At 58.2% G+C, this 21,125-nt stretch carries 21 protein-coding genes; 11 read left to right on the top strand and 10 right to left on the bottom strand.

Annotated elements, in window-relative coordinates; translation table 11 throughout:
- Positions 1–12 precede the first annotated feature (12 nt).
- The 5 genes from AC066S_RS36510 to AC066S_RS36490 all read right to left on the bottom strand — a co-directional run bounded on the left by AC066S_RS36510 (position 13) and on the right by AC066S_RS36490 (position 6,498).
- Positions 13–903 carry a SctD/MshK family protein gene (locus AC066S_RS36510; protein ID WP_126261983.1) on the bottom strand — a complete coding sequence of 297 codons (891 nt, stop codon included), beginning with the start codon at positions 901–903 and terminating at the stop codon, positions 13–15.
- A 114-nt stretch (positions 904–1,017) separates the two neighbouring features.
- Positions 1,018–1,284: a nodulation protein NopA gene (locus AC066S_RS36505; RefSeq protein ID WP_235884917.1), complete on the bottom strand. Its 267-nt coding sequence runs from the start codon at positions 1,282–1,284 to the stop codon at positions 1,018–1,020.
- Positions 1,285–1,321: 37 nt separating this feature from the next.
- Positions 1,322–1,606: a hypothetical protein gene (locus tag AC066S_RS36500; protein WP_126261984.1), complete on the bottom strand. Its 285-nt coding sequence runs from the start codon at positions 1,604–1,606 to the stop codon at positions 1,322–1,324.
- An 887-nt stretch (positions 1,607–2,493) separates the two neighbouring features.
- Positions 2,494–4,293, bottom strand: a complete 1,800-nt coding sequence (locus AC066S_RS36495) for an HrpF/NolX family T3SS translocon protein (RefSeq protein ID WP_430642569.1) — start codon at positions 4,291–4,293, stop codon at positions 2,494–2,496.
- A gap of 1,503 nt (positions 4,294–5,796) precedes the next feature.
- Positions 5,797–6,498 carry a secretin N-terminal domain-containing protein gene (locus tag AC066S_RS36490; RefSeq protein ID WP_126261998.1) on the bottom strand — a complete coding sequence of 234 codons (702 nt, stop codon included), beginning with the start codon at positions 6,496–6,498 and terminating at the stop codon, positions 5,797–5,799.
- Positions 6,499–6,686: 188 nt separating this feature from the next.
- On the opposite strand from AC066S_RS36490, the gene AC066S_RS36485 reads away from it, so the two are divergent.
- The 11 genes from AC066S_RS36485 to AC066S_RS36435 all read left to right on the top strand — a co-directional run bounded on the left by AC066S_RS36485 (position 6,687) and on the right by AC066S_RS36435 (position 15,796).
- On the top strand, positions 6,687–7,208 hold the full coding sequence (locus AC066S_RS36485) for a nodulation protein NolB (protein ID WP_478271840.1): 522 nt from the start codon (positions 6,687–6,689) through the stop codon (positions 7,206–7,208).
- 17 nt (positions 7,209–7,225) lie between these two features.
- Positions 7,226–8,080, top strand: coding sequence for a type III secretion system inner membrane ring lipoprotein SctJ (gene sctJ / locus AC066S_RS36480; protein WP_164719130.1), 855 nt, complete (start codon positions 7,226–7,228; stop codon positions 8,078–8,080).
- A gap of 21 nt (positions 8,081–8,101) precedes the next feature.
- Positions 8,102–8,722, top strand: a complete 621-nt coding sequence (locus AC066S_RS36475; protein WP_126261985.1) for a nodulation protein NolU — start codon at positions 8,102–8,104, stop codon at positions 8,720–8,722.
- Entirely contained in the window at positions 8,719–9,342 is a 624-nt protein-coding gene (sctL, locus tag AC066S_RS36470) for a type III secretion system stator protein SctL (protein WP_126261986.1), read from the top strand. Before AC066S_RS36475 ends, sctL begins: the two co-directional genes overlap by 4 nt.
- The gene (gene sctN, locus AC066S_RS36465) at positions 9,339–10,694 is read left to right on the top strand and encodes a type III secretion system ATPase SctN (protein ID WP_126261987.1); all 1,356 of its coding nucleotides are present in this window, start codon (positions 9,339–9,341) and stop codon (positions 10,692–10,694) included. The genes sctL and sctN overlap by 4 nt, the downstream gene beginning before the upstream one ends.
- On the top strand, positions 10,670–11,206 hold the full coding sequence (locus AC066S_RS36460; protein WP_126261988.1) for a hypothetical protein: 537 nt from the start codon (positions 10,670–10,672) through the stop codon (positions 11,204–11,206). The genes sctN and AC066S_RS36460 overlap by 25 nt, the downstream gene beginning before the upstream one ends.
- Before the next feature lie 57 nt (positions 11,207–11,263).
- The gene (sctQ, locus tag AC066S_RS36455) at positions 11,264–12,319 is read left to right on the top strand and encodes a type III secretion system cytoplasmic ring protein SctQ (protein ID WP_126261989.1); all 1,056 of its coding nucleotides are present in this window, start codon (positions 11,264–11,266) and stop codon (positions 12,317–12,319) included.
- Entirely contained in the window at positions 12,312–12,977 is a 666-nt protein-coding gene (sctR, locus tag AC066S_RS36450) for a type III secretion system export apparatus subunit SctR (protein WP_027563377.1), read from the top strand. The genes sctQ and sctR overlap by 8 nt, the downstream gene beginning before the upstream one ends.
- A 1-nt stretch (position 12,978) precedes the next feature.
- Positions 12,979–13,254, top strand: coding sequence for an EscS/YscS/HrcS family type III secretion system export apparatus protein (locus tag AC066S_RS36445; RefSeq protein WP_025038819.1), 276 nt, complete (start codon positions 12,979–12,981; stop codon positions 13,252–13,254).
- A gap of 692 nt (positions 13,255–13,946) precedes the next feature.
- Positions 13,947–14,762 (top strand): type III secretion system export apparatus subunit SctT, encoded by an 816-nt coding sequence (gene sctT / locus AC066S_RS36440; RefSeq protein WP_126261990.1) that lies wholly within the window; start codon positions 13,947–13,949, stop codon positions 14,760–14,762.
- On the top strand, positions 14,759–15,796 hold the full coding sequence (locus AC066S_RS36435; RefSeq protein WP_126261991.1) for an EscU/YscU/HrcU family type III secretion system export apparatus switch protein: 1,038 nt from the start codon (positions 14,759–14,761) through the stop codon (positions 15,794–15,796). The genes sctT and AC066S_RS36435 overlap by 4 nt, the downstream gene beginning before the upstream one ends.
- Before the next feature lie 195 nt (positions 15,797–15,991).
- Here AC066S_RS36435 and AC066S_RS36430 read toward each other — a convergent pair whose 3' ends face one another.
- The 5 genes from AC066S_RS36430 to AC066S_RS36410 form a co-directional block, all read right to left on the bottom strand.
- Positions 15,992–16,624: a CpaD family pilus assembly lipoprotein gene (locus tag AC066S_RS36430; protein WP_126261992.1), complete on the bottom strand. Its 633-nt coding sequence runs from the start codon at positions 16,622–16,624 to the stop codon at positions 15,992–15,994.
- Between the two features lie 10 nt (positions 16,625–16,634).
- A complete protein-coding gene (locus AC066S_RS36425) occupies positions 16,635–18,089 on the bottom strand; it encodes a type II and III secretion system protein family protein (protein ID WP_126261993.1) in 1,455 nt (484 codons plus the stop codon).
- A gap of 26 nt (positions 18,090–18,115) precedes the next feature.
- A complete protein-coding gene (locus tag AC066S_RS36420) occupies positions 18,116–18,805 on the bottom strand; it encodes a response regulator (RefSeq protein ID WP_126261994.1) in 690 nt (229 codons plus the stop codon).
- 39 nt (positions 18,806–18,844) lie between these two features.
- Positions 18,845–19,228, bottom strand: coding sequence for a hypothetical protein (locus tag AC066S_RS36415; protein ID WP_126261995.1), 384 nt, complete (start codon positions 19,226–19,228; stop codon positions 18,845–18,847).
- Positions 19,229–20,505: 1,277 nt separating this feature from the next.
- On the bottom strand, positions 20,506–21,125 hold a 620-nt coding region (locus AC066S_RS36410), incomplete at its 5' end, for a transposase (protein ID WP_478271839.1).

The raw sequence follows: 21,125 nt of genomic DNA, 5'->3' as shown, positions 1-21,125 counted from the left end.
CGGCCTAAAATGCTAATAGGGTAGAGTGGCAAACCGGCCATCCCGGCTCAGCAGAACACGCCTTTCCTCGATCCCGTAGACGGTCCATCCATTGTTCAAGAGCGCGCCGACGAAATACTTTTGACCAGCAATGACAATATAGGGGTCGGTCCCGCGCCAAACAGCTTGGACCCCAATTGCGGGAGGCGTCTTCTCATCCTTGATCGCCACCGCGTTGACGAGCGTATAAGCGCCATTGCTATTGTGATCAAACCGCTGCTGGACGTCTCGCCATGTGGCGAGCGAGGCGGGCGTAACGGTGCCATCGGCGGTGACAACGCCCGCCCCAGAGCCGACCGTGATGCCGACAAGGCCCGCTCTGTCAACTTCCTCCTGCAACCGTTCGGCAGCTGCATCGGTGGCCAGAGCATCAGGAGCGTTGAGCGCCAGCTTGGGCGCAATGTCCGGAGCAGGGGACGACGGACTTGACGCCACGGTGGTGTCGGTCTGGACAAAGCTGGGTGAGACTGCGCCAACCGCGGCAGAGCTGATCAGGACCAAAGCAAGAAAGACGAGCGATATATGCCGGCGGTCGATGGAGCCAGCTTGTTTGTAGTCCTCGATCGTCCAGCGAATGGACATCGCCCCGGCATGCAAAACGACAGGAAGAGGGACAACAATGGATTCGTTTGGTAAAACAGTCTCGTGCCCCTCGATCCTAACGTCCCTCGCAAGGGCCTCGATCTCGATTGAATTGGAATGGGGGATGACACGAAGATGGTGCGGTTCGAGGCCTTGTTCGACGAAGATCAAGTCAGCATCGAGGCTGCTGCCAATCAGACACGATCCGACCCCCACTTTACTTGTCAGCCCGGAGTAACACCCCGACAGCACTTCGAAATGCAGGCAATTTGGTTCATTCACGGTCGGTTTCCTGAACAGCGAACGGGACCGTACGGCAAAACCGTACGGCCCGTAGCGACTTCACAGACTAAGCAGCGGGGAAAGTGGGGCGGCGACGTCGCCCCATCTCATCCCTTACTGCACCCGCTCATCGGCCGCTTTTTTGACAGTCGAAAGCTCGGTCGAGACGACGCGAAGTTCCACATCCCTCTCAGCAGCCTTTGTGCTGGTCGCAGTCAGAGCGGCGATTTGCCGTTGGAATGCCGCCTCTCCAGCAGCTTCAGCAGCCGTGGAAGCGGCTGCAGCAGTAGCGGTGCCGGCTGCCCCACCTGCAGTCGAGGTATGAGACGCACCAACATTTTTAGGCATACTATTCTCCTGTTTGCTCGATTTCGCCGCCACGTGCGGCTCCTATGTCCCAACGTCGCAACATGCGACGTCAGGAATCCTCCTCTGTCTCGGCCATGACATCGTCGAAATGGCTCATTGCACTATTCGCAACTTGGAGAGCAGCGGCTCCCAAAGCGGCGCTGAACGCTTGCTGCATAGCGGCTTCGTGCGAGTTGCCGCCCGGAGTGGACGCGCCGCCGTTTACGGGAATGTTTGCATCAGGCGATCGGGCATGATCGTCGCGCTCGCCAGGCTTGTGAGATCCTTTTTTGCCGCCAGCCGCATGGAGGTCAGCGTCAACGTGCCCAGCGGCGCTAGAGTTCGTAACGCGCATCGGGTTCTCCTATGTCAATTCGATCGTGCCAATGGAGGCAGTTTCTGCTCTCCACTATGCAAGTATTAGCTTTCGACAAGCTGACGAGTCGTAGAAAATGCAATGAGCCGATGGTCGATCGTCATTATACGTCTTCACCAGCCGGCCGTATTTGAACAAGTTGCCCGCGAAAGCTGGAGATCAGATGGTTAAGACAAACAATCGTTTGTGAAGATGATCGGGGTGAGCACGTTGCTCATCGTTTCGAAAGCTTCAATAGCGGAATACCAAAGCCACCACTAACAAAAACGTTTCAAGGCCGACGTGCTGTAATCTCGGGCTCACGTCCCTTGCGATGCTCTTTCGACAATTTGCTTGCAGTCAGGCGAAGCGGCATGAGCCTGACCTGGTCGGAGCGAAGCGGAAAGCCAGAGTGACGGCCGATTCAGCGGCCAAGAGCGGTCCCTCGGTCCTGGCGGGCCCATAGCAGATCCGTCAATCGCGACCTACTTTCAGGGAGACCGAGCAGAAGCCCGCCAGTCGGGAAAGAGCCCTTCGGACTTCAACCGCTCTGGACCAATGTGCTCTCGATCCTTGCAATCGTCAGGCTCCGCGGCTGCGGCCGGGCTGTCGCGTAGTGTTAATGCATCGCGATCTTGACAGGCGGCGTATGCAGTCGATGGAACTTCACAGCGGCAGACTGGGTTTGAGGTCGGATTCGAGAGTGCGGCCAACATAGTTTGTACGCAGTGAAGAGCCGAAATAAGTTCCTCGGATTCGGGGGCGGTCTCAAGTATGCTGGTAGAGCTTGCGCGACCTACTGCTCGGCAGAGAGGCCCAACCGCGCGGAGGCCGCGCAAGCTCATTACCGTTTCCAGCGTGATCCTGAGAAGATAGCGTCGCTCCGCCTAGGCGTTAGCGTCTGCAGCTTGCAAGCGCTCGGATTCGATGCGAGCCTTTAGGTTATTCAGATAATCCTCCGCGTAGGACTGGGCCACCGAAACCGGCAGGTTGATGCCGGCCGTCGCGGCTTCTTGAATTGCCTGCTTCACCAAGCCTTCTCGCATTGCTAATTTGACCTCAGGTCCGGCGATGCAGCCCACCGCCTGTGCCGCAAGGCTCAGCCCAGCTTCTTCCAGCGCTTGCTTTATGTTGCCGCCACTGATGGCAGTGTGAAGAAGATTTGCAGCTTGCGCCTCGGCTTCGAGCACCATTGACGCCAGATCGGTCAATTCACCCAAGCCTGGAATGAAGCCAAGTACACCGACTGCCGTCGCGGCCCAGTCGAATACCTTAGAGCCAACTTTGAGCACGTCATTAAGTGCGTGCATGAAGGCGCCACCGTTCTTTTTGGGAGACTTGATGTCGGGCTGGTCTGCCATGCCCATTGTCATGTCCGCGACCGCGTCCTGCTCGGCAGGCGTTCGGACGGCATGCGTCTTCACTTGGTGAACGGTGCGGTTCGCACCCGACATGTTGTTGAAGAACTGGTTGAAGTCGCTGTTGCTGATGTTGCCGGAATCGACCGTATGGCCACCACCGAAGTCGAAGAACTTGTGGTGGGTTTTGTAGCCCGTAATCGCGTTGTTCATCAACCCGAACAACACAGGATCGGAGAGCAGCTGGGAGGCCGCCTTTCGCACCTCGGGCGCGAGGCTCTTATCATCGACCATGCTCGCCAACTTTTCCCGGGTCAGGTCACCCTTCCCGAAGAACGCGTTTTTGTTCTTGCTGATCGTATTGAGCGTATCGAGCTCGGCTTGCGTGAGATTGATCGATGATGAAGCAACCTGCAGGAAGTCCTCTTTGTGGACCTTGTCTATCGAGCCACCGTACAACTTCTTCCATTCATCCGGGTGGTCGAGGAAGTATTGAGCGGCCGCGAGGACCTGTGGCGGGCATTTGCCGGTTTTAGCTTCGCCGTCGACGATCCGTTTGAAATCCGCAAGGCTCAGGTTCTTAGGCAGGTTGTCGGCATAGCGATAGAGCTCGCGCAATGCATCGGTCTGGGTCATAACCGATGGCTCGCCATTCCGGGTGCCGTCGGAAGCGATGTAGTTTTGCGTATAGCTCTCTGCCCGCCGCTCCTGGAAAGCAGCAACCTGAGGGTGGTGATCGGAGAAGCCGGAGAGATCACCTGCTTTGATCTTCCCGCCGCAGCGGCCGTCACCTTGCGAGCCTATCGCATAGAAGAGCTCTGGGTCCAGTTGCAGAGCCTCGATCGCCGCCTTTAGATCCGGCGGTGTGGAGGGATCGTTGGTCAAATCTCCAAGAGATTTCCAATCCAGCGGGCATTTGTCTTTGTGTCGGTTCAGCACCGACACAATCTGCAGCTCGGCATCAGTCAGCGTGCCGCTGTTCCACGTGATCCTGGAGCTTTGTACGGGTGCCTCTGCGATCTTCGGGGCGCTCGCAGCGGAGGAGGACTCCGCGGAGGATGGCTCTGGGGCCTGCTGACATGCGTCCAGTGCGGCCTTGATCTCCGGCGGGAGGATGTTCCGCACCTCCTGCGTGAGTTGCTCCGTCAGCTGCTTGGCCGAGTCTGCAGCCGGCGGATCCTGTGGAGTGGAACGGTCATCGGCATTGTCTTTCAACGAGAAACTAGCCAGCATCGCCTCGAAGTTTGAAAGATCCCGCGCCGATGAGGGCCCGGGGGCTAGCCCGGACAAACTCGAGCTGGCGGTCAGCGATAGGTTGTTGACTGACATTATACGTCCTCTGATTTGAGATCGCACCACAAGGCGGTCATGTGGCGCAGCCCGAGAATCGCGACGAACAACGAGCAAGAAGTGTCGATAGGCTTCGATGGCTCCTACCACTCGCTTCCGATTGCTCAGTGCGCCCCAGCGCTCGGTTCCGCTACAATCTATAGGCACATCGCCGTCTAGATATTCACGCCACATGGTAGGTTCGATTAGCTTTCCAAAAGCTGACGGTGCTCAGAGGTTTTACAACGAGACGCGCAATGATGGTGTGAGAGGCGGTGATGGGTTCTCGATATCGGAATCGGCTTGCTTGTTATGCTCGATCGCTCGCCTCCGGGCCAACTAGGTCGATTAGCGAGGCCGTGTCTGCCGCTCTGCAGATGGTCACGTGCGCTGATTCGTGAAACAATGTCGCAGGTCTCCGCAGCATCTTATGGTGAAATCACCCACGCGTAGCGACCTCGCGCCTGCGCCCAACGAGAGTGTTGGCGCTTGCGTAGATGCTCGAAAGAGTCCGACGGTATTGTGCGGACCCTATTGCCCCGAGCCGATCGAAGCTCAGCTGCACTTCGCATTCTTCATGTCATCATGCTTAGCCGATTGGTGAGTGTTCGCTCGAACCTACAAATCAAAGGCAAGGGTCCTGCGACGGTTTGAGACGAATAACACCTTCTTCTCGCCATTCCGCCGTGTGAGGCACACCCAGGATGGTGAACGTTGTTGTCCGGACACCCCTGGTAGGTTTGAGATCGCGCCTTCTTAGCATTTCGATCTGAGCGGGCGTAGCTGTTTGGCCAGTGAAGACCCAGCGTCCTTGGCGCGACGACCGTTCGCCATGACGAAATCTCCAATTTCCGGCGGAGCAACCCCTGCGTGCAATGTGGGCCCAGCTTGAGACGGTCCAGCGTGAGGTGACCCGGCCCGCATGAGCCAAGGCTCAAGATCTTGCCAACTCCGAGATCGGAGGCGTCCGCGCGGTGTTGAGCGATCGGCTGTTGGGAATTGGACCGCTCGCCGCCGCTCAATGATGGCTACACGCGATGCTGCTCCGAGTTCCTGCCCAATTAGGTCCTGGCTGTATTCGGGTATTTCATGCAATGCCATTAGTTCACGCTCAAACTCCCTTGGACCGGCGGGCGATGAGGACGAGTGGGACGCTGGGCTGTTGTCCGCGCGGCTTAGCGCGTTGAAGTCCATCCTGTTCCTCCTTTTAGGCAACGGAGTGGCTTTCATTCTTATGCGACGAAGCTCATTTTCATGACGGACTTCGTGGAGTTGTTCAAAAGCTCGCATGAGGCGCTAAAGTGGCAAAGCACGCTCACCGATGCTGCTGGCTGGAATTCTGGTTCGCATCAGTGGCTCCGGTTTGGACGTTTATTGCGCGACCCTGTGGCATCGGTCATCTACACATCCGCGCTCTGACAATGCAGCAGTAGCTTTCGAAAAGCTGACAGAGGGCATAAGCAGACGCATTGCATCTCTTCCAGGCCATCTGTTGTCATCAGGTCATTTCTTACCTGCATCAGATGTGTGAACCACGCCGTCTTGATGTGGTGCCTCCGGCGAAGGAGCATCGTTCGGTCGTCCTTCGCGAATGACCACGCTGGAGGATCCTCGAAACAGCATCAAAACCGACTCGTGCGGCGGCTTTTCGGTACCGCTCGAGTTTCGCCGTGCCTGTACCTCCGCCGCAAGTCCTTTTACTGTTTGCTCCACAAGCGCGACAAAGCGGGGTGGACCGGAGGCGAAGACGAGGCCATCTCCCGGTACGGGTCTCACGATGTAACGCTCGTCGGAGATGTTGAGCGCATCGAGTGCCGCCTTGAACGCATCAAAGCTGATTGGACTCAAGACCAAAAGGCGGCTTTGCGCCTCATGCGCATCGGATACGTAGAGCACCAGCCCATCGTAGTACCATTGAAGATTGTAGAGATTAATCAACCGTTCGAGGAACTCTCTCGGTGGGAGATCCGGCATTCGTCCGCGAATCCGCCCCTTCACCCCGGTGCTGACATTGACCCTGATATTTAGGTTGTTGCCGAATTCCTGCAGTGCGGCCGCGAGGTCCTGATCCAGAACTGTGTAACTATAAGGCGTCGATGGCAGCGCCAGGGGAGCGCCGAGCGCCTCGACTACGCCAAAGCAAATGAAAACACCAGCGTAGAGAACTTTCGTCAAGATGTGCAGCCTTGTGTATGGGATGAGCATTCCTGCTATTTTGCACTTGAGAACAAGCACCGGAATTCGTCCCAAAATGTGGAAGCCGATGCTTCGTCCAAAATTGGAAGCTACCCGTGATCATTAGATGACAGATGCTCGTCAGTTTTTGGTCAGCTTGCTTCTCCAAGGTGCGGCCCTTCGTGTGAACGAACGGCTCATCTCACCACGTGACAGAAATGATTTCCTCCATGCTGTTTGGCGTTACGTCGATCTCTGCCAACTCCGTCGAGTGTGCCTCCAACGGCTGTTCGTCGGCACACGCTCAGTTTGGCGAGAGTCTTGCGCGGGCGGCCTCGAACCGAGGCGTCGCCTCTTCTGTGACCGAGCACGCGCCAGCTCCATCGCTACCGGAAGTGCAGCGCGCGGTGGCGCCGGCGAGCCCGCTAGGCGATCGCGTCCTTCAGAGCATTTCTGCTATCCACCAGGGCAAACCATTTCCGTCGGGTGCAGTTTCGCCGGCGCTCGTCGGCGAGCCTGATCCTACCAAGAATCTGCAGCTTGGGCCGGCCGCGCAACCGGTCTTGCGTGTGCAGCAAGTGGAGGTACATCCAGTGGGCCAACCGGAGGGTGTGGATCATTTCGACTCGGCGCTGACGAATCTGCGGGATGTTTACAACGGCGTCATCCAGGTTTCGCTCATCTCCAAGGGGACAGGTGCTGTCAGTTCATCTCTGAATAAGCTTCTATCGGCGGGCTGAGTGGGCCGTTGGCTGTCTTGACGCAAGACAAGATCGGTAATGGCCGGCCCGCAAGAAAGCGGCTTGATGCTCTCGGCTTGTTGCTGCTTTCGCTGACCCTCGCCGGTTGCAAAGCTGATCTGTATACCAAAGTTCAGGAGCGTGAAGCCAACGAGATGCTTGGGCTGCTCCTGAGCAAGGGCGTCGATGCCATCCGTCTCGTCGGTAAGGATGGGACCAGCACAATTCAGGTGGAAGAAAGGCAGCTCGCCTACTCAATCGAGCTGCTGAATGACCATGGTTTGCCGCGCCAATCCTTCAAGAGCCTTGGTGAGGTGTTCAAGGGGGCGGGCCTCGTTGCCTCTCCGGTTGAGGAGCGAGCCCGCTACGTCTATGCTCTCAGTGAAGAATTGTCGCGCACGATCAACGATATCGATGGGGTTCTCTCCGCCCGTGTTCATGTCGTTCTGCCGAAGAATGATCTTTTGCGACAGGATGCAACCCCGTCCTCGGCGTCCGTTTTCATTCGACACGCCTCCAACGCGAAGCTCTCAGCCTTGCTGCCGCAGATCAAGATGCTCGTCGCCAATAGCATCGAAGGTCTATCGTACGACAAGGTGACGGTCGTGTTCGTGCCGGTTGAGCGAGCTCAGCATGAGGCCTCCGTTGTGCCAGCGGCAGCTTCCGCAGAACCAACCAAATTCATCGCAACTCACATTGCGATCGGTGCAGGAGGTGTGCTCGCCGCGTTGGGCATTCTATCTTACGTACTGTTGAGAACACGTGGGCGACAGCTTCGTCAATCCTGGCGCAAAGTGACAAATCTGGGCAGAGGTGCCAGCAAGCCAGCGGTCCAGTCCGCCGGCAAAAAACTGTCGTCCGATCAGAAATAGGCGGCAAGCAGGTCCATATCGATGGCATCCACTGACCAAAATCATTCGCTCACCTCGCATTCCGATCGCGTGCGCGAGCTTGCCGCTTTGATTCATCCCGGAAGGTTTGCCGGCCAGCTTGATGGGCTCCTGTCGGCCGCCACAGTGCTGCAGCTGCAGAAGACTCCGAGACTGCAGCAAAGACTGGTCGAATTGCTAATGGGCAGTGAGCTGGTCTCGAACGGAATCGCCTGGGGTAGGGACGTTCTGCTCGGGCATGATCCGCGTCGGGCGGCCCTGCTCGCCGGCAGTATCTGGCATGCGCGTTCGGTGCTCAAGCTTGTGTCAAAGCCCGATGTAGCGATTCTGATCGAAAATATTGGTGCCGAAGCTCATGCTTTCGCAGTCCGACACTTATCCAGCGCCGTCGCAACCACATCGATTGACGATCCGCAGAAGCTCGCGAGCCAGATTGAACATGACGGATGTGCCTGCCTTGGTGCTTGGCTCAAGGACGCAAAAGAGCTTGACCGTGTGCGCGTTCTTTTCCGCTTACCTGTGGGGACCACCGCCGAATCCCCAGCAGCCGAACACCACAATTCAGCGGGTGAGTTACTGTCTTTGGTGGTGGCGCACTTGGCCACGGAGGAGCCAGCGGCATGACGGCCAACGAAACAGTCTTGCCTGATAGCCCGCGGATACGGCCGCTCGGTCCGCTCATACCAGCCGCGGAACTTGGCATCTGGTGCGATGCGGTGCAGACGCGCGCGCTAGCCGAGCGATACCTGCGGCAAGTTCGCAGTTGGGCAAGGAAGGCCTATCAGCAGGAGCGGGAGCGCGGGCACTGCGAGGGTCTAAGGTCAGGCTCGGACGAAATGGCACAGCTGATTGCCCGAGCTGCTTCCGATGTGGCCGGGCGAAAAGCCGTTCTGCAACAGGAGTTACCACAGCTCGTCATTGAGATATTGACCGATTTGTTGGGCTCCTTTGATCCGGGTGAGATGTTGGCAAGGACCGTTCGTCACGCCATCGAGCAAAGATATGGCAGCGCAGAAGTATGCCTTCACGTGTCTCCTGTGAATGCTGATGCACTAAGGCATGAATTCGTGGCGTTCGATGGAACGAATGGTCGGCCGAAAGTCAGAATTGATCCGGACCCTGCCGTGGGACCGGACCAGTGCGTTCTGTGGAGTGAGTTCGGCAGTGTCGATTTAGGACTTGCCGCGCAGCTCCGCACATTGCGTCTCGGCCTTAATCCATCTTCTCAGGAAAGCTATCCGTGACGACGCAACAATCAGGCCATGATCAAGCCGGCGGAGAAGGAGATGTGCATGCGGCGATAGCATCTCTGAGATTCGCAGCAAGGTATGTCGATACGCGTGCCGTGCGGGGACGGATCACCCGTGCGATAGGCACCTTGCTCCATGCCGTGTTGCCAGGGGCCCGTGTTGGAGAACTTTGCCTATTGCAGGATCACGCTTCCGGATGGTCGCTTGAGGCGGAAGTCATCGGTTTGCTGCCGGACGGGGTGTTGCTGACGCCCATTGGCGATATGGTAGGCTTGTCCCACCGCGCGGAAGTGCTCCCGACCGGGCGCATGCAGGAAGTGTCAGTCGGGCCCGACCTGCTCGGCCGCGTGATCGATAGCTTCGGCCGTCCACTCGATGGCAAGGGGCCGATAAGGACGGTCCACACTTGTCCGCTCCGCGGCAAGGCGCCCAACCCGATGAGGCGGCGTGGCATCGAGCGGCCGTTTCCGCTCGGCGTTCGCGTGCTGGATGGACTTCTGACGTGTGGCGAAGGTCAGCGGATCGGAATCTATGGAGATGCCGGTTGCGGTAAGTCGACGCTGATGTCGCAAATTGTAAAAGGTGCGGCCGCCGACGTCACCGTGGTTGCGCTCATAGGGGAGCGTGGACGCGAGGTGCGTGAATTCATCGAACGTCATATTCGAGATGCCCTCGCTCGCACGATCGTTGTCGTTGAGACATCCGACCGATCGGCAATGGAGCGGGCGCAATGCGCTCATATGGCGACCGCACTCGCCGAGTATTTTCGTGATCAAGGGCTGCAGGTCGTTCTGATGATGGATTCGCTGACGCGCTTTAGCCGTGCGATGCGCGAAATCGGCCTTGCCGCCGGAGAACCTCCCACCCGGCGCGGTTTTCCTCCTTCCGTCTTTGCGCTGCTTCCTGGTCTGCTGGAGCGAGCCGGTATGGGCGAGCGGGGCTCGATCACGGCATTCTATACCGTGCTTGTCGAAGGTGACGGCACCGGCGATCCGATCGCCGAAGAGTCGCGCGGCATTCTCGATGGTCATATCATTCTTTCGCGCGCGCTGGCCTCGCGAGAGCATTTTCCCGCCATCGACGTGCTGTCGAGCCGAAGTCGTGTCATGGATGCGGTCGCCTCTGGTCCACATCGCAAGGCGGCATCCGCATTCCGCGATCTGCTCTCGCGCTACAATGAGGCTGAGTTCCTGATCAAGGTCGGTGAATACAAGCCGGGCAACGATCCACTGACTGATCGGGCAATCGAGTCAATTGAGGAACTGCGCGCATTCTTGCGCCAGGGACAGGACGAGCCGTCTAGCTTTGAGGAGACCGTTTCATGGATGTCGCGTCTGACGGCCTGAATCTCGTGCAAGCGTCGAAATTGCGGCTGGTGAAAGACATGAGAGAGCGAAGCGCGCTTCGTGAATTGTCGAACATGGAAGCCAGGCGCCAAATTGCGGTCGCAGCGCTGCAGCGAGCGTCTGAGAATCTTAAAGGCGAGGAGAATCGTCGCGCCAAGGCCGAAGCTGAACTTTATCAGGAGCTGGCGTCGCTCGAGATGATGTCCGTGACGGAGCTCGATCGTCGCTGTCAACTCGTCCTTGGGCGACTGGCAGCAGAGATCGAATTGGCACGCCAGGCGCGCGAGCAGGCGCGCGTCGCGCATGAGCAGGCCCAGCGGGCGGTGAATGAGGCGCGGACCATATGGGCCAAGCGTTCGGCGGCGAGCCAGAAATGGCAGGAGATTGAGGGCGATGTCCAGCGCACTACCGCTGTCCGTTCGGAGTTTGCAGCCGAAATCGATGCCGACGATGAGGTTTTGCTCCGATATCAGGGTGGTTCGCGCAGCCAGACGATCGATGGCTCGAACTAATGGCTGGTTCTCTTATCACGTCGCGAGCTGCGCCCGCGGAACCTGTCGATAAATGCCATGGGTGAACCCGCACTATTTCAGCCAGCGGCAAAGCTGTCGCATGAAGTGGTCTCCTGGCTCAACGAGACCGCCGCACCGCGCACGGTTCTGCAGAGCCGCATTGGCGATAAGCCGCTATCGATCCGTATGAGCCGGCTTGTTTGGCAGGCCGAGCCATATGCCACGTCGGTGCTCGACTGCGTATTTTGCGCCGAAGGCGAGACCGCTGTGTTGTCCTTGCCCCGCCTTATCGTCGAGGCACTGATTTCAACGGTCCAGTATGGCCTTACTTTACCTTCCGAGCCAACCCGCTCGCTCCTGCTCGAACTTGCACTGGAACCTTGGCTCGCTGCATTAGAGATCGTGCTCGCGCGGAATTTGCAGCTGATCCGCGTCGAAGACGCAACGGCCAAAGACCCCTATTTGGAGTTCGACGTTACTTTCGGGCCGCTGGCGGCCAAGGCTCGCCTGTTCTTGTTCGCGCCTCTTGACGGTCTGGTTCCGTCTGCGTTTCGTGTCTTAGGCGAGTTGATCGGCCAATTACCGCGAGATTTAGGTAAGATTTCTTCGGAATTGCCGGTCGTAATTGCGAGAGAGATCGGCTCGCTGCGCGCGCCTATCAAGCTTCTTCGCCAAGCACAGCCCGGCGACGCACTGCTGCCCGAGGTCATTCCCTTTGCCAATGGCCAGCTCATCCTCGCTGCGGACAAGTTGTGGGCGCCGGCGCAGGTCGCGGGCGACAGACTCATCCTTCGGGGACCATTCCGCCTGCAGTCCCATCCTCTAAGGTATGCAAATATGACGATAAGCCCCCAAGCTGAACAAGCAATCTCGCCCTCGGAAGCCGACATCGACAGTGTTGAGATCACGCTTGTGTTCGAATGCGGCCGCTGGCCCATCCCGCTGGGTACGTTGAGAAGCATCAACGAGGGGCACGTGTTCGAGCTTGGTCGGCAGATGGACGGCCCGGTCGACATTGTTGCCAATGGTCAATTGATCGGCCGCGGCGACATCGTACGTGTCGGTGAAGCGTTGGGCATCCGGTTACTTAGCAAGTTGGCGGTCAATGGTTGACATTCAACCGAGCATCCTTGCGCTTGTTGCGGCGACCGCCGGTCTTGGCCTGCTGGCGTTCGCAGTTGTCACAACAACGGCGTTCATCAAGGTTTCCGTCGTTCTCTTCCTGATCCGCAACGCGCTCGGCACTCAGTCCATACCACCGAACATCGTTCTGTATGGTGCTGCATTGATCCTTACCGTGTTCATAGGCGCCCCAGTATTCGAGCAAACCTACAACCGCGTGACCGATACGCAACTTCGTTACCAAACCGCCGATGACTGGTTGACCGCCGCCAAGGAAGGCAGCGAGCCGCTGCGCGCCCATCTCAAAAAGTTCACCACTGAGGAGCAGCGCACGTTCTTCCTCTCGTCGACGGAACACATCTGGTCGGAGGAGATGCGCGCCAACGCAACAGCCGATGATTTTGCGATCCTCGTGCCGTCTTTTTTGATATCGGAGCTTAAGCGTGCGTTTGAAATCGGTTTCCTTCTCTATCTTCCGTTCATCACGATCGACCTGATTGTGACGACAATTCTGATGGCCATGGGCATGTCAATGGTATCACCAACAATGATATCCGTTCCTTTCAAGCTCTTTCTGTTCGTCACAATCGACGGCTGGTCGCGGCTCATGCACGGATTGGTCTTAAGCTACGCATCTCCGGGGGGCTGAGATGGACGAGGCCAGCATCCTCACCCACCTGAGCCGATCATTAGTCCTGTTCATGATCTGGGTTCTACCGCCGCTCCTGGCAGCCCTCGTGGCCGGATTGGGTATTGGCATCGTGCAGGCAGCAACCCAGCTCCAGGATCAAACCTTGCCGCTTACCGTGAAGCTCCTCGTCGTCGTCGCCGTGCTCGTTCTGTTTGCTCCGGTGCTGAGCGCGCCGCTGATCGAGCAAGCCCAGCATATCTTCACTGAGTTCCCCGCGCTCACAGCGAGGTATTAGTGCGCGCGGAACGCAAACCTGTCTAAGTTTCAGCTATAGCGTCGTGTTTGTTGGCCTTCATTGCGAACCACAAAAGGGCGAGTTCGTCAGCTTATCGAAAGCTCGCCTCACTATTATGGGACGGATAGACATCCGAACTGTCCTGTTCGGCTCTATGAGCCTGCCGTATTCGGAGGAAGAATGATCCCATTTGGAATTTCTATCCGTTCGATTCAGGTTTGCTTCCGATGTGATGGAATTACTTGCTGAGACCTGGTCCTCGATGCACAGCCCGGCGAGTTGTCGACGCAAGTGAAGGGGCAACGGCTTTGATTGCAAGCGGCCCCACGATTCTGGCATTCTGGTGAATGAGCCTGCGAATGAAGGTGCCGCTCGAGACCGATCTCCATAGCCTGCGAAATTGATGGAAGCTTCGAGGCCCTCAGATCTCCAAACCGCGCTGCGGCCGGTGAGAGCTGAAGAAGCGTGGATTGTAGGCCGCGCGCGATTTCGCCGGTGCTCTCATCGAATGGTCATACCTCTGCCGGATGGCTGTAGTCATATGGATAGTGAAGCCGAAGTCATCTGCCCTGGGAGGCCTGTCGCTCTGAAACCGCAGGGACACGAGATCTGCAGAGTTCTTGACGTCTCACATCATGGCGACGTGAGTACGACCGTTGCATTGGCTGAAGGGACCACGAGCTGAACTCAAAATGGATGCCTTGTCGCCCACCGAGACGCAAGCTCTGGTTCAGACTGCTGTCGAGTTCGTCGTTGCGGCCGGTCTTGGCGCGGCCCGGGCCCTCGGCATTATGCTCGTTCTTCCGGTATTCACGCGACCGCACATTGGCGGGATTATCCGCGCAAGCGCGACGGTTGTGATTGGATTGCCTTGCTTGATGCAGATCAGGAACGGCTTGCAGACACTAGATCCGGGCACCCGTATGGTTGCGGTCTCGCTCCTCGGTTTGAAGGAGATATTTATCGGCCTGCTATTCGGGTTTCTGCTTAGTATACCACTTTGGAGCATCCAGGCCATTGGTGACATCATTGATACCCAGCGTGGCATCTCCAGCCAGGTGGACGATCCTGCGACACGCAGTCAAACCGCCCCGATGGGGCTCTTTCTCGGGACTGCCGCGGTTACGATCTTCGTTGTATCAGGAGGTCTGCGGACCATGGTCAGATGCCTCTATGGAAGTTATCTGATCTGGCCCGTGTATCGGCTGCTACCGCCCCTGACCCACCACGGGGCAATGGAGTTTATTGGGCTTCTCGACCATATCATGCATGCGACCCTCGTGGTCGCCGGGCCCGTGCTGGCTCTGCTGCTTCTGATCGACGTATCCCTCATGCTGCTCGGGCGCTTTGCGCCGCAAATCAAGCTGAACGATCTCTCTCCGACCATCAAGAATGCCGCTTTTGGTATCATTATGGTCAGCTACGCCGTCTTCCTGATCGAATATATGGGAGCAGAGATCATTCGGTTCAACGGCGTGCTGGAGTGGCTCGAGAAGTTCTTGAAATGAGCGACACGAGCGAAGAGAAAAAACTTCCACCAAGTCACAAGAAGCTGAGGGACGCGCGTAAGAAAGGGCAGAGCCCGCGCAGCGCCGACTTTGTGACCGCGGCAGGCCTTTGCGCTGGTTTCGGCTGCCTGTGCTTCAGGGCGGGCCCGATCGAAGACGGATGGCGCGAAGCCGTGCGGCTCACCGACAAGCTGCAGGAACAGCCCTTCAACAGTGCGGCCCGGCAGGCGTTGGTCGGATTGATGGACCTTTCTATAACAGCCGTGGCTCCCATCCTAGGTGCGGCGGTTGTCGCGGCGATTCTGGCCGGTGTCTTGGCCGGCGGCGGGCTGACGATTTCGGCTGAGCCGCTTAAACCCAGCTTTGAGAAATTGGACCCGGTCAAAGGGCTGAAGCGGATTGTCTCCCAGCGGTCGGTTGTCGAGCTTGGAAAGTCTATCGTCAAAGTTTTGGTTCTTGGCGCTACGTTCGTTTTCACTGTGCTCGCAAGTTGGAGGGCACTTGTATACTTGCCCGTGTGCGATTTGAGCTGCTTTGGTTTTGTTTTTAAAGAGCTCAAAGTGCTGATCGCGATTGCTGCCGGCGCTCTACTGATCGGCGGCTTGGCCGATCTGCTCATTCAGCGTTGGTTGTTCTTGCGCGACATGCGCATGACGCAGAGCGAAGCCAAGCGCGAGTCCAAGGAACAGGATGGTAATCCGCAGATCAAGGGTGAACACCGCAGGCTCCGCCGGGAGTCGGCGAACGAGTCCGCGCTCGGCATCCATCGGGCGACATTGATACTGACGGGGCGAGCGACATTGATTGGGCTGCGCTACGTTCGGGGCGAGACCGGCGTCCCGGTACTGGTGTGCCGCGGCGAGGGCGAAACGGCTTCACAGTTACTGGCGGAGGCGCGCGCCCAACGTCTGAGCATTGTCGAGGATCATGTGTTGGCGCGTCAGCTGATCGGAAAAGGTGCGATGGGCAAGGCCGTTCCGATGGAGTGCTTCGAGAGGGTTGCAAAGGCAGTCTTTGCCGCCGGCCTAGTTTAGCGTCGCACAAAACAGCGATGCGCTCAAATCTCTGGTCAACGACCCAACTGACCCAAAACCTGATCTGCAAGCTGCACGATCCCAAGAAAAGGATCGAGCAAAGATTCGACTCCTGGAGGCTCGTCGGCCGATTCCAAGACTGATATGGACAAGAATGGCCACCGACGTTCATGCTGCTCGGGTCTTACGAGCCGCTTATTGGGTTTCTGGCGCAACCCTGTTATGCGTTTCATCCTCCAAATTACGCCTGTTGCCCGCCGACGTGGCCGCACGTGCGGTGATGGGAAGCACTGCACGATCACCACTGGTCGGCATGACAGCGCCATTGCCTAACAAGTCGCCAGGTTCATTGACCATGACCGCAAGGTTATTCCGGACTGAGCAGCCAAGGGTTGGATTGAACGAATTGTCGTTCACTGTAGGACCGACGATGGAGAGCGAGGGGCAAACCGGAGGATGGGCTTCGAAAGTGATCGCTTCGATCCTCACCCCGGAACGAGCCGGCAAATCCACACGAGAAGCGGACAGGTGGATGTTGTAGGTGGCAACGCCCATGGCGCGAGCCTCGTGGGCCACCTGTGCAATGAGTCTGGGTGCGCCGATGACACCCACATGGAGGGCATCCCGCCGGCCGCGACTGGTCGCTGCAATAAAGCTTCGCAGCCGATGCCGTTCGGGGCCACGAAGGCTCTGCAGGAACAGCACGCTACTCTTCTGCTCGACCTGGATCTCTTGGTCAGCCGGCGCGGGCAGGATCGAGGCAGTATTTGCGCATCCCCCCAATGTTGCTCCAATAGCGATCGGGTAGCACAGATGTCGCAAAGTCATTTGGCGATCCTCATTCGATAATAAAGCCGGCGCTGCCGGTCAATCCTGGCGCGCTGGCGCGAGGCGCATCGCGCTCTCGCGGCGGCCGGGCAACCGTGTTCGCCAAAATCCGTCCCGCGTCTGAGGGCGGTGAGATGCGGTCGCTCGGCGCACTCATCCGGTTCGGATTCGGTCCGGGCCGCACGATGTAGGGCGTGACAATAATGACCAACTCGGTTTCACGTTTCTGAAACGATGAGGAGCGAAAAAGCGCGCCCAGGATCGGCACATCGCCGAGCCAGGGAAACTCGCCGATATCAGTGTTGAAGTTGCGCCTGATGAGGCCGCCGATTGCAAAGCTCTGACCGCTGGCGAGCTCGACCACGGTGCTTGCCCGCCGAGTCGAGAGGGCAGGGACCGCCATGCCATTGATTTTGACTTCGCCTTCGCTCGACAGTTCGCTGACTTCGGGCTTCACACGGACATTGATCTGATTATTGTTGAGAACCGTCGGAACGAACTCGAGGCTCACGCCGAACTGACGAAATTGGACGGAAACCTGCCGGTTGTCCTGCATCACCGGAATGGGGAATTCGCCGCCGGCGAGGAAGCTTGCGGCTTCGCCGGACATCGCCGTCAGATTCGGCTCAGCCAGGATTGAGGCGAGGTGCTCGCTCGCGAGAGCGTCCAGAACAGCGCTCAAGTTGGTGTTGCCGGCGCTAAACCCAATCCCGATCGTGCCGCCGCCGCCGGCTGCGCCGGACCCTCCCCCTTTGCCGGTGACAAGGAAAGCGCCGTTCGGGCTCGAGGCGGTGAAGTTGATGTTGAGATCCTTGACGGCGCTGCGGGAGACCTCTGCCACCCGTACGCTGAGATTTACCTGTAATGAACCGGCGACCTGGATCTTGTTGGCAACCAGCGCGCCAGCCCCAAGAAACTGCTCAGTGACCTTCCTGGCGGTCTCGACGACCTCGGCGTTAGGCGCCGTACCGCTAAGGATCGCGCCGCGCGGGGTATAGCTGACCTGAATCGGATAGTCGCCGACCTCGGCCTTCAGCGCGGCCCGCAGATCCTCGATCGGTTGGGTGACGATAACACGCAGCTCGGCGAGAGCCTCTCCGTTGTCGTTTAGGGCGAACAGGCTAGTCCGTCCCGACTTTTTGCCAAACACGAAAATCGTGGTGTTCGACGGCGCCTGATAATCCGCAATGGCCGGGTCGGCAATAAAAATGCTCGCAGCCGGTCCGGTCAGATGAACTGTCTTTCCCTGTGAGGAGGTAAGGTTGAGCGTGCCGGTGGTGCTGCCAGGCGCCGCACGTGGCGGTTCTCCTTTGCCATCTCGCTTTACCTGAGCTGCGGCAGCAAGCGGAAGTAGCAGAGCGACTGCGCACAGGGCGTAGCAGAGGCGGGGAAAAGCGGCAGAGTGCAAGCTGCTGGCGGCCACCGACGGCTCATCGGCGCCGGCGTCATTATTAACGATGTTCAAGGGATGGTTGCTTTCAAGTGAGACTGCTAGGCAGCCGATGCTGCGCCGATGAGTTCAAGGGTGTAGCCAACACCGCGCGCGGTCTTGATCCTGAGCGTTGCCTCCGCCTGGTTCAAATGCGCTCGTAAGCGGTAAATCCCGACTTCCAGCGCATTGGTCGAGACCTCGTCGTCAAATGCATACAAGCTTTCTTCGAGCGCTGTGCGGGGCACGGTACGGCCCGCGCGGTTGAGCAAATGTTCAAGAATGCACACTTCGCGGCGCGCAATTCTCAGTACTCGTCCACCGACGGAGACTTGTCTCGCAATCGGATCGAAATGCAGATTCCCGAATGTCACCACCGGCGCCGTCATCTGCGTTGATCGTCGCAGAATAGCTCGCATGCGAGCAACGAGCTCGTCGATAGAAACGGGCTTGGGCAGAAAATCATCTGCTCCGGCGTTGAAGATCGCAATCCGCCGACTGAGATCATTGAGATTGCTCATCATCATAGTCGGCATTGATCGTCCTTCGCGCCGCAACTGCTTCAACCAGTCCAAACCATCTCCATCGGGCAAGAAGGATTCGAGCAGTATCATGTGGTAGTTCGCGCAATCCAACGCGGCCGACGCCTCATCCAGCGTCCGCGTCACGTCGACGGCGAACCCGCAATTCAGCAGCGCTTCCTTCACGGCGCGGCCAAAGTCCGCATGATGATCAACCAGTAGAATTCGCATTCATCGCCTCTCGTCCATCCTCGGCAGGACTTGAGCGTGTCACGCTAGACCATGACGATCGGCGGAACCCAGAGGATGCCGCTTTGGCGTGAATTCGAAAACCCGTGCGCGATACGCACGGGCTTGTTGGCAGGCAGCCAACGTCTGCACGTCCGCCGTCGGCGGATAGGCGGCGGCCTGCGGCGGATGGTTCCAGCTCGCGGCGCGGCTCAAAATCTCCTTTACCCCGGCAAGAGATCTGCAATCTCTCACGAGGCTGAGAGCCCCGGCGATGTGCTGATTCATCTGCGGGCCGAGCATAGCGGTGGCTGCATGCATTAGGCGAACGCCTGCAGTGGCGATCGCGCCAAACTCGCGGAGCGAAAGGAACGCGCAGGCGAGAGCGGCTGCATTTGCCGCCGAACGGACTTGCGAAACCGACATTGGAACTCCCAAATCGTCTTGATCCGCGGTCAGTCCTGCAAGGCTGTTGAGCCTGTAGTGTCGTCAAGTCACTACGATACAAGTTTTCCGCGTTTAAGACAGTTCACGCGCTATGCGTCGGACGACGGGCTGTAAAAGGCCAAGATGCGATGAAACGATCAACACGCCCATCGGCGGGTTAGACATTGTCTCGCCCGCCCGTGATAATGACCCAACATGGTGTCAACCGTCCTGAAGCTCGGTTGCTTCCAAGATCTTCTCCGCGCCAGTCGAGCGAAGGCTGCCAAGGAAGGACAAATTGAGCCTGGCATTGCTGTCGCGCATTGTCTGAGGTGGTGAGGCCGGCTCAATTTCGTCAGACGGGTTGAACGGCGCAAGAACGATCTAGTCTTGAGCTTGGGCTCAGCCTGTGATCGGTACGGCGATTGCTCGCCTTGTTCTCGCGCGCTGGATCCTGGTCTGGCTGCGAAGAGCGCGCTTCGTCTTGCGTTCACAGAGCAGATTAACGATGCAGGCTCTGAATCGGAGCGGTCGAGCACTGTCCCAAGCCGTATCGGCCGAGCATTGAGGTTCTGAGACGTTCGCAATTGTCGCTACCTGTCAGGAAGAGTTCACGCGAGTGGATTCTGTCGCGAGACTGTCGGAAATCCTACAATCTGACGCTGGGTGAGATTCAAGTGCCTTTAAGGGCTCTTTGTATCGGCGCCATCAACATCGGACTCCTTGTGAGGCAATGACGACACAGTGGTGCCATGCTGTCGAGCTGTGCGAAGGTCAATCGCGCTCTGTCCAAGGCCGTGAGCATTTGTCCGTCCAACCAAGCCTAGCGCCATAACGCGTTGAAGCGCGCGAAGAGGCAGTCGGTCGGCTATGACGCCAAAAATCGGCCAATCCGCTCTGCCTCATACTCGGCGATCTAGTGGGAAAATCGGGGCGGGCGCGGGACGTTGATGTGACGCGCAGGACCTAACGTCCGAAATGCAGACTGCCGATCGCGCGAGCCAAGTGGTTCGGCAAGGGGCTGAGGAGAGAATCGATTGCCAGACGTCATCTTGAATGCGGTCTCCATACATTGCGATCGACTATGAGGCCTTTAGGCATCCTCGGCAAAATCGATTGTTTTGATGGAACGCATCCAGGTTGCGGATCGGCTGTAATGCCATAGCGCCGCTTGCTACGGGTAAGTGAATGTATGTTGCGATCGCGGCCGAAACACTGTTGGTTGACGCGCGATCATTGTCAGAAGGAGTTAGCTAGTCGACCGTGAAGAACGTTGATCATGAGGTCTGTTGACGGGATGACCAGGCGCCGGCGAACAGGAAGGCGCAGCAGATCCGGACAAACAAAGTCGTGAGCCAGAGGATCAGAATCCGGAAGTTGTAGCCCGCGGCGGCAAGGACCGCGTTGGCGGCGTCGCCGCGGGTGCCGGCGAGATGATTTCGGTTCATCCGGTGCTCATTCTTGAGATGGCCTATCACCGGTTCGACCGCGGATCGGCGTCGGAAGGCGCGTTTGATTGCTGCGGTCACGCCACGCTTCTGGCCGGCGACATAGACCTTGAAGATCTTGTCTTTCGGCGCGCTGTGACCGCGATAGCCAGCATCGGCAACGATCCTGGTCAGGCAAGCGCCGACGCTGGCCTCGATCTCGGGAATGACAGTCGCGAGCGTGTGTCCGTCATACGGATTGCCCGGCAACGCTTTCACATGGGCGACAAACTGGCCGCCCTTGCAGCGATCAACGGGCGTGGCGACACTCACCTTCACGCCGAACTCGTAGGGCTTGTGAGCTTTTCCCTTACCGATGCATTCGACCTCCGGCGCGTGCAACGAATAGATTTTCTTGCCGCGCTGCCGTTGCCGCTGTTCGCGGACCTGCCGGGCCAGCGACAGCGGCA

The sequence above is a fragment of the Bradyrhizobium sp. CFUWI genome, from assembly GCF_056429085.1.
The sequence above is the reverse complement of the archived record's forward strand: the minus strand, read 5'-3'. Positions and strand labels throughout refer to the sequence as shown.

Bases quoted from the DNA above. Each gene is read 5' to 3' on its own strand.
- AC066S_RS36500 (WP_126261984.1), bottom strand. From the start codon at position 1,606: ATGCGCGTTACGAACTCTAGCGCCGCTGGGCACGTTGACGCTGACCTC.
- AC066S_RS36495 (WP_430642569.1), bottom strand. From the start codon at position 4,293: ATGTCAGTCAACAACCTATCGCTGACCGCCAGCTCGAGTTTGTCCGGG.
- AC066S_RS36490 (WP_126261998.1), bottom strand. From the start codon at position 6,498: ATGCTCATCCCATACACAAGGCTGCACATCTTGACGAAAGTTCTCTAC.
- AC066S_RS36485 (WP_478271840.1), top strand. From the start codon at position 6,687: ATGATTTCCTCCATGCTGTTTGGCGTTACGTCGATCTCTGCCAACTCC.
- AC066S_RS36475 (WP_126261985.1), top strand. From the start codon at position 8,102: ATGGCATCCACTGACCAAAATCATTCGCTCACCTCGCATTCCGATCGC.
- sctL (WP_126261986.1), top strand. From the start codon at position 8,719: ATGACGGCCAACGAAACAGTCTTGCCTGATAGCCCGCGGATACGGCCG.
- AC066S_RS36460 (WP_126261988.1), top strand. From the start codon at position 10,670: ATGGATGTCGCGTCTGACGGCCTGAATCTCGTGCAAGCGTCGAAATTG.
- sctQ (WP_126261989.1), top strand. From the start codon at position 11,264: ATGGGTGAACCCGCACTATTTCAGCCAGCGGCAAAGCTGTCGCATGAA.
- sctR (WP_027563377.1), top strand. From the start codon at position 12,312: ATGGTTGACATTCAACCGAGCATCCTTGCGCTTGTTGCGGCGACCGCC.
- AC066S_RS36445 (WP_025038819.1), top strand. From the start codon at position 12,979: ATGGACGAGGCCAGCATCCTCACCCACCTGAGCCGATCATTAGTCCTG.
- sctT (WP_126261990.1), top strand. From the start codon at position 13,947: ATGGATGCCTTGTCGCCCACCGAGACGCAAGCTCTGGTTCAGACTGCT.
- AC066S_RS36435 (WP_126261991.1), top strand. From the start codon at position 14,759: ATGAGCGACACGAGCGAAGAGAAAAAACTTCCACCAAGTCACAAGAAG.
- AC066S_RS36430 (WP_126261992.1), bottom strand. From the start codon at position 16,624: ATGACTTTGCGACATCTGTGCTACCCGATCGCTATTGGAGCAACATTG.
- AC066S_RS36420 (WP_126261994.1), bottom strand. From the start codon at position 18,805: ATGCGAATTCTACTGGTTGATCATCATGCGGACTTTGGCCGCGCCGTG.
- AC066S_RS36415 (WP_126261995.1), bottom strand. From the start codon at position 19,228: ATGTCGGTTTCGCAAGTCCGTTCGGCGGCAAATGCAGCCGCTCTCGCC.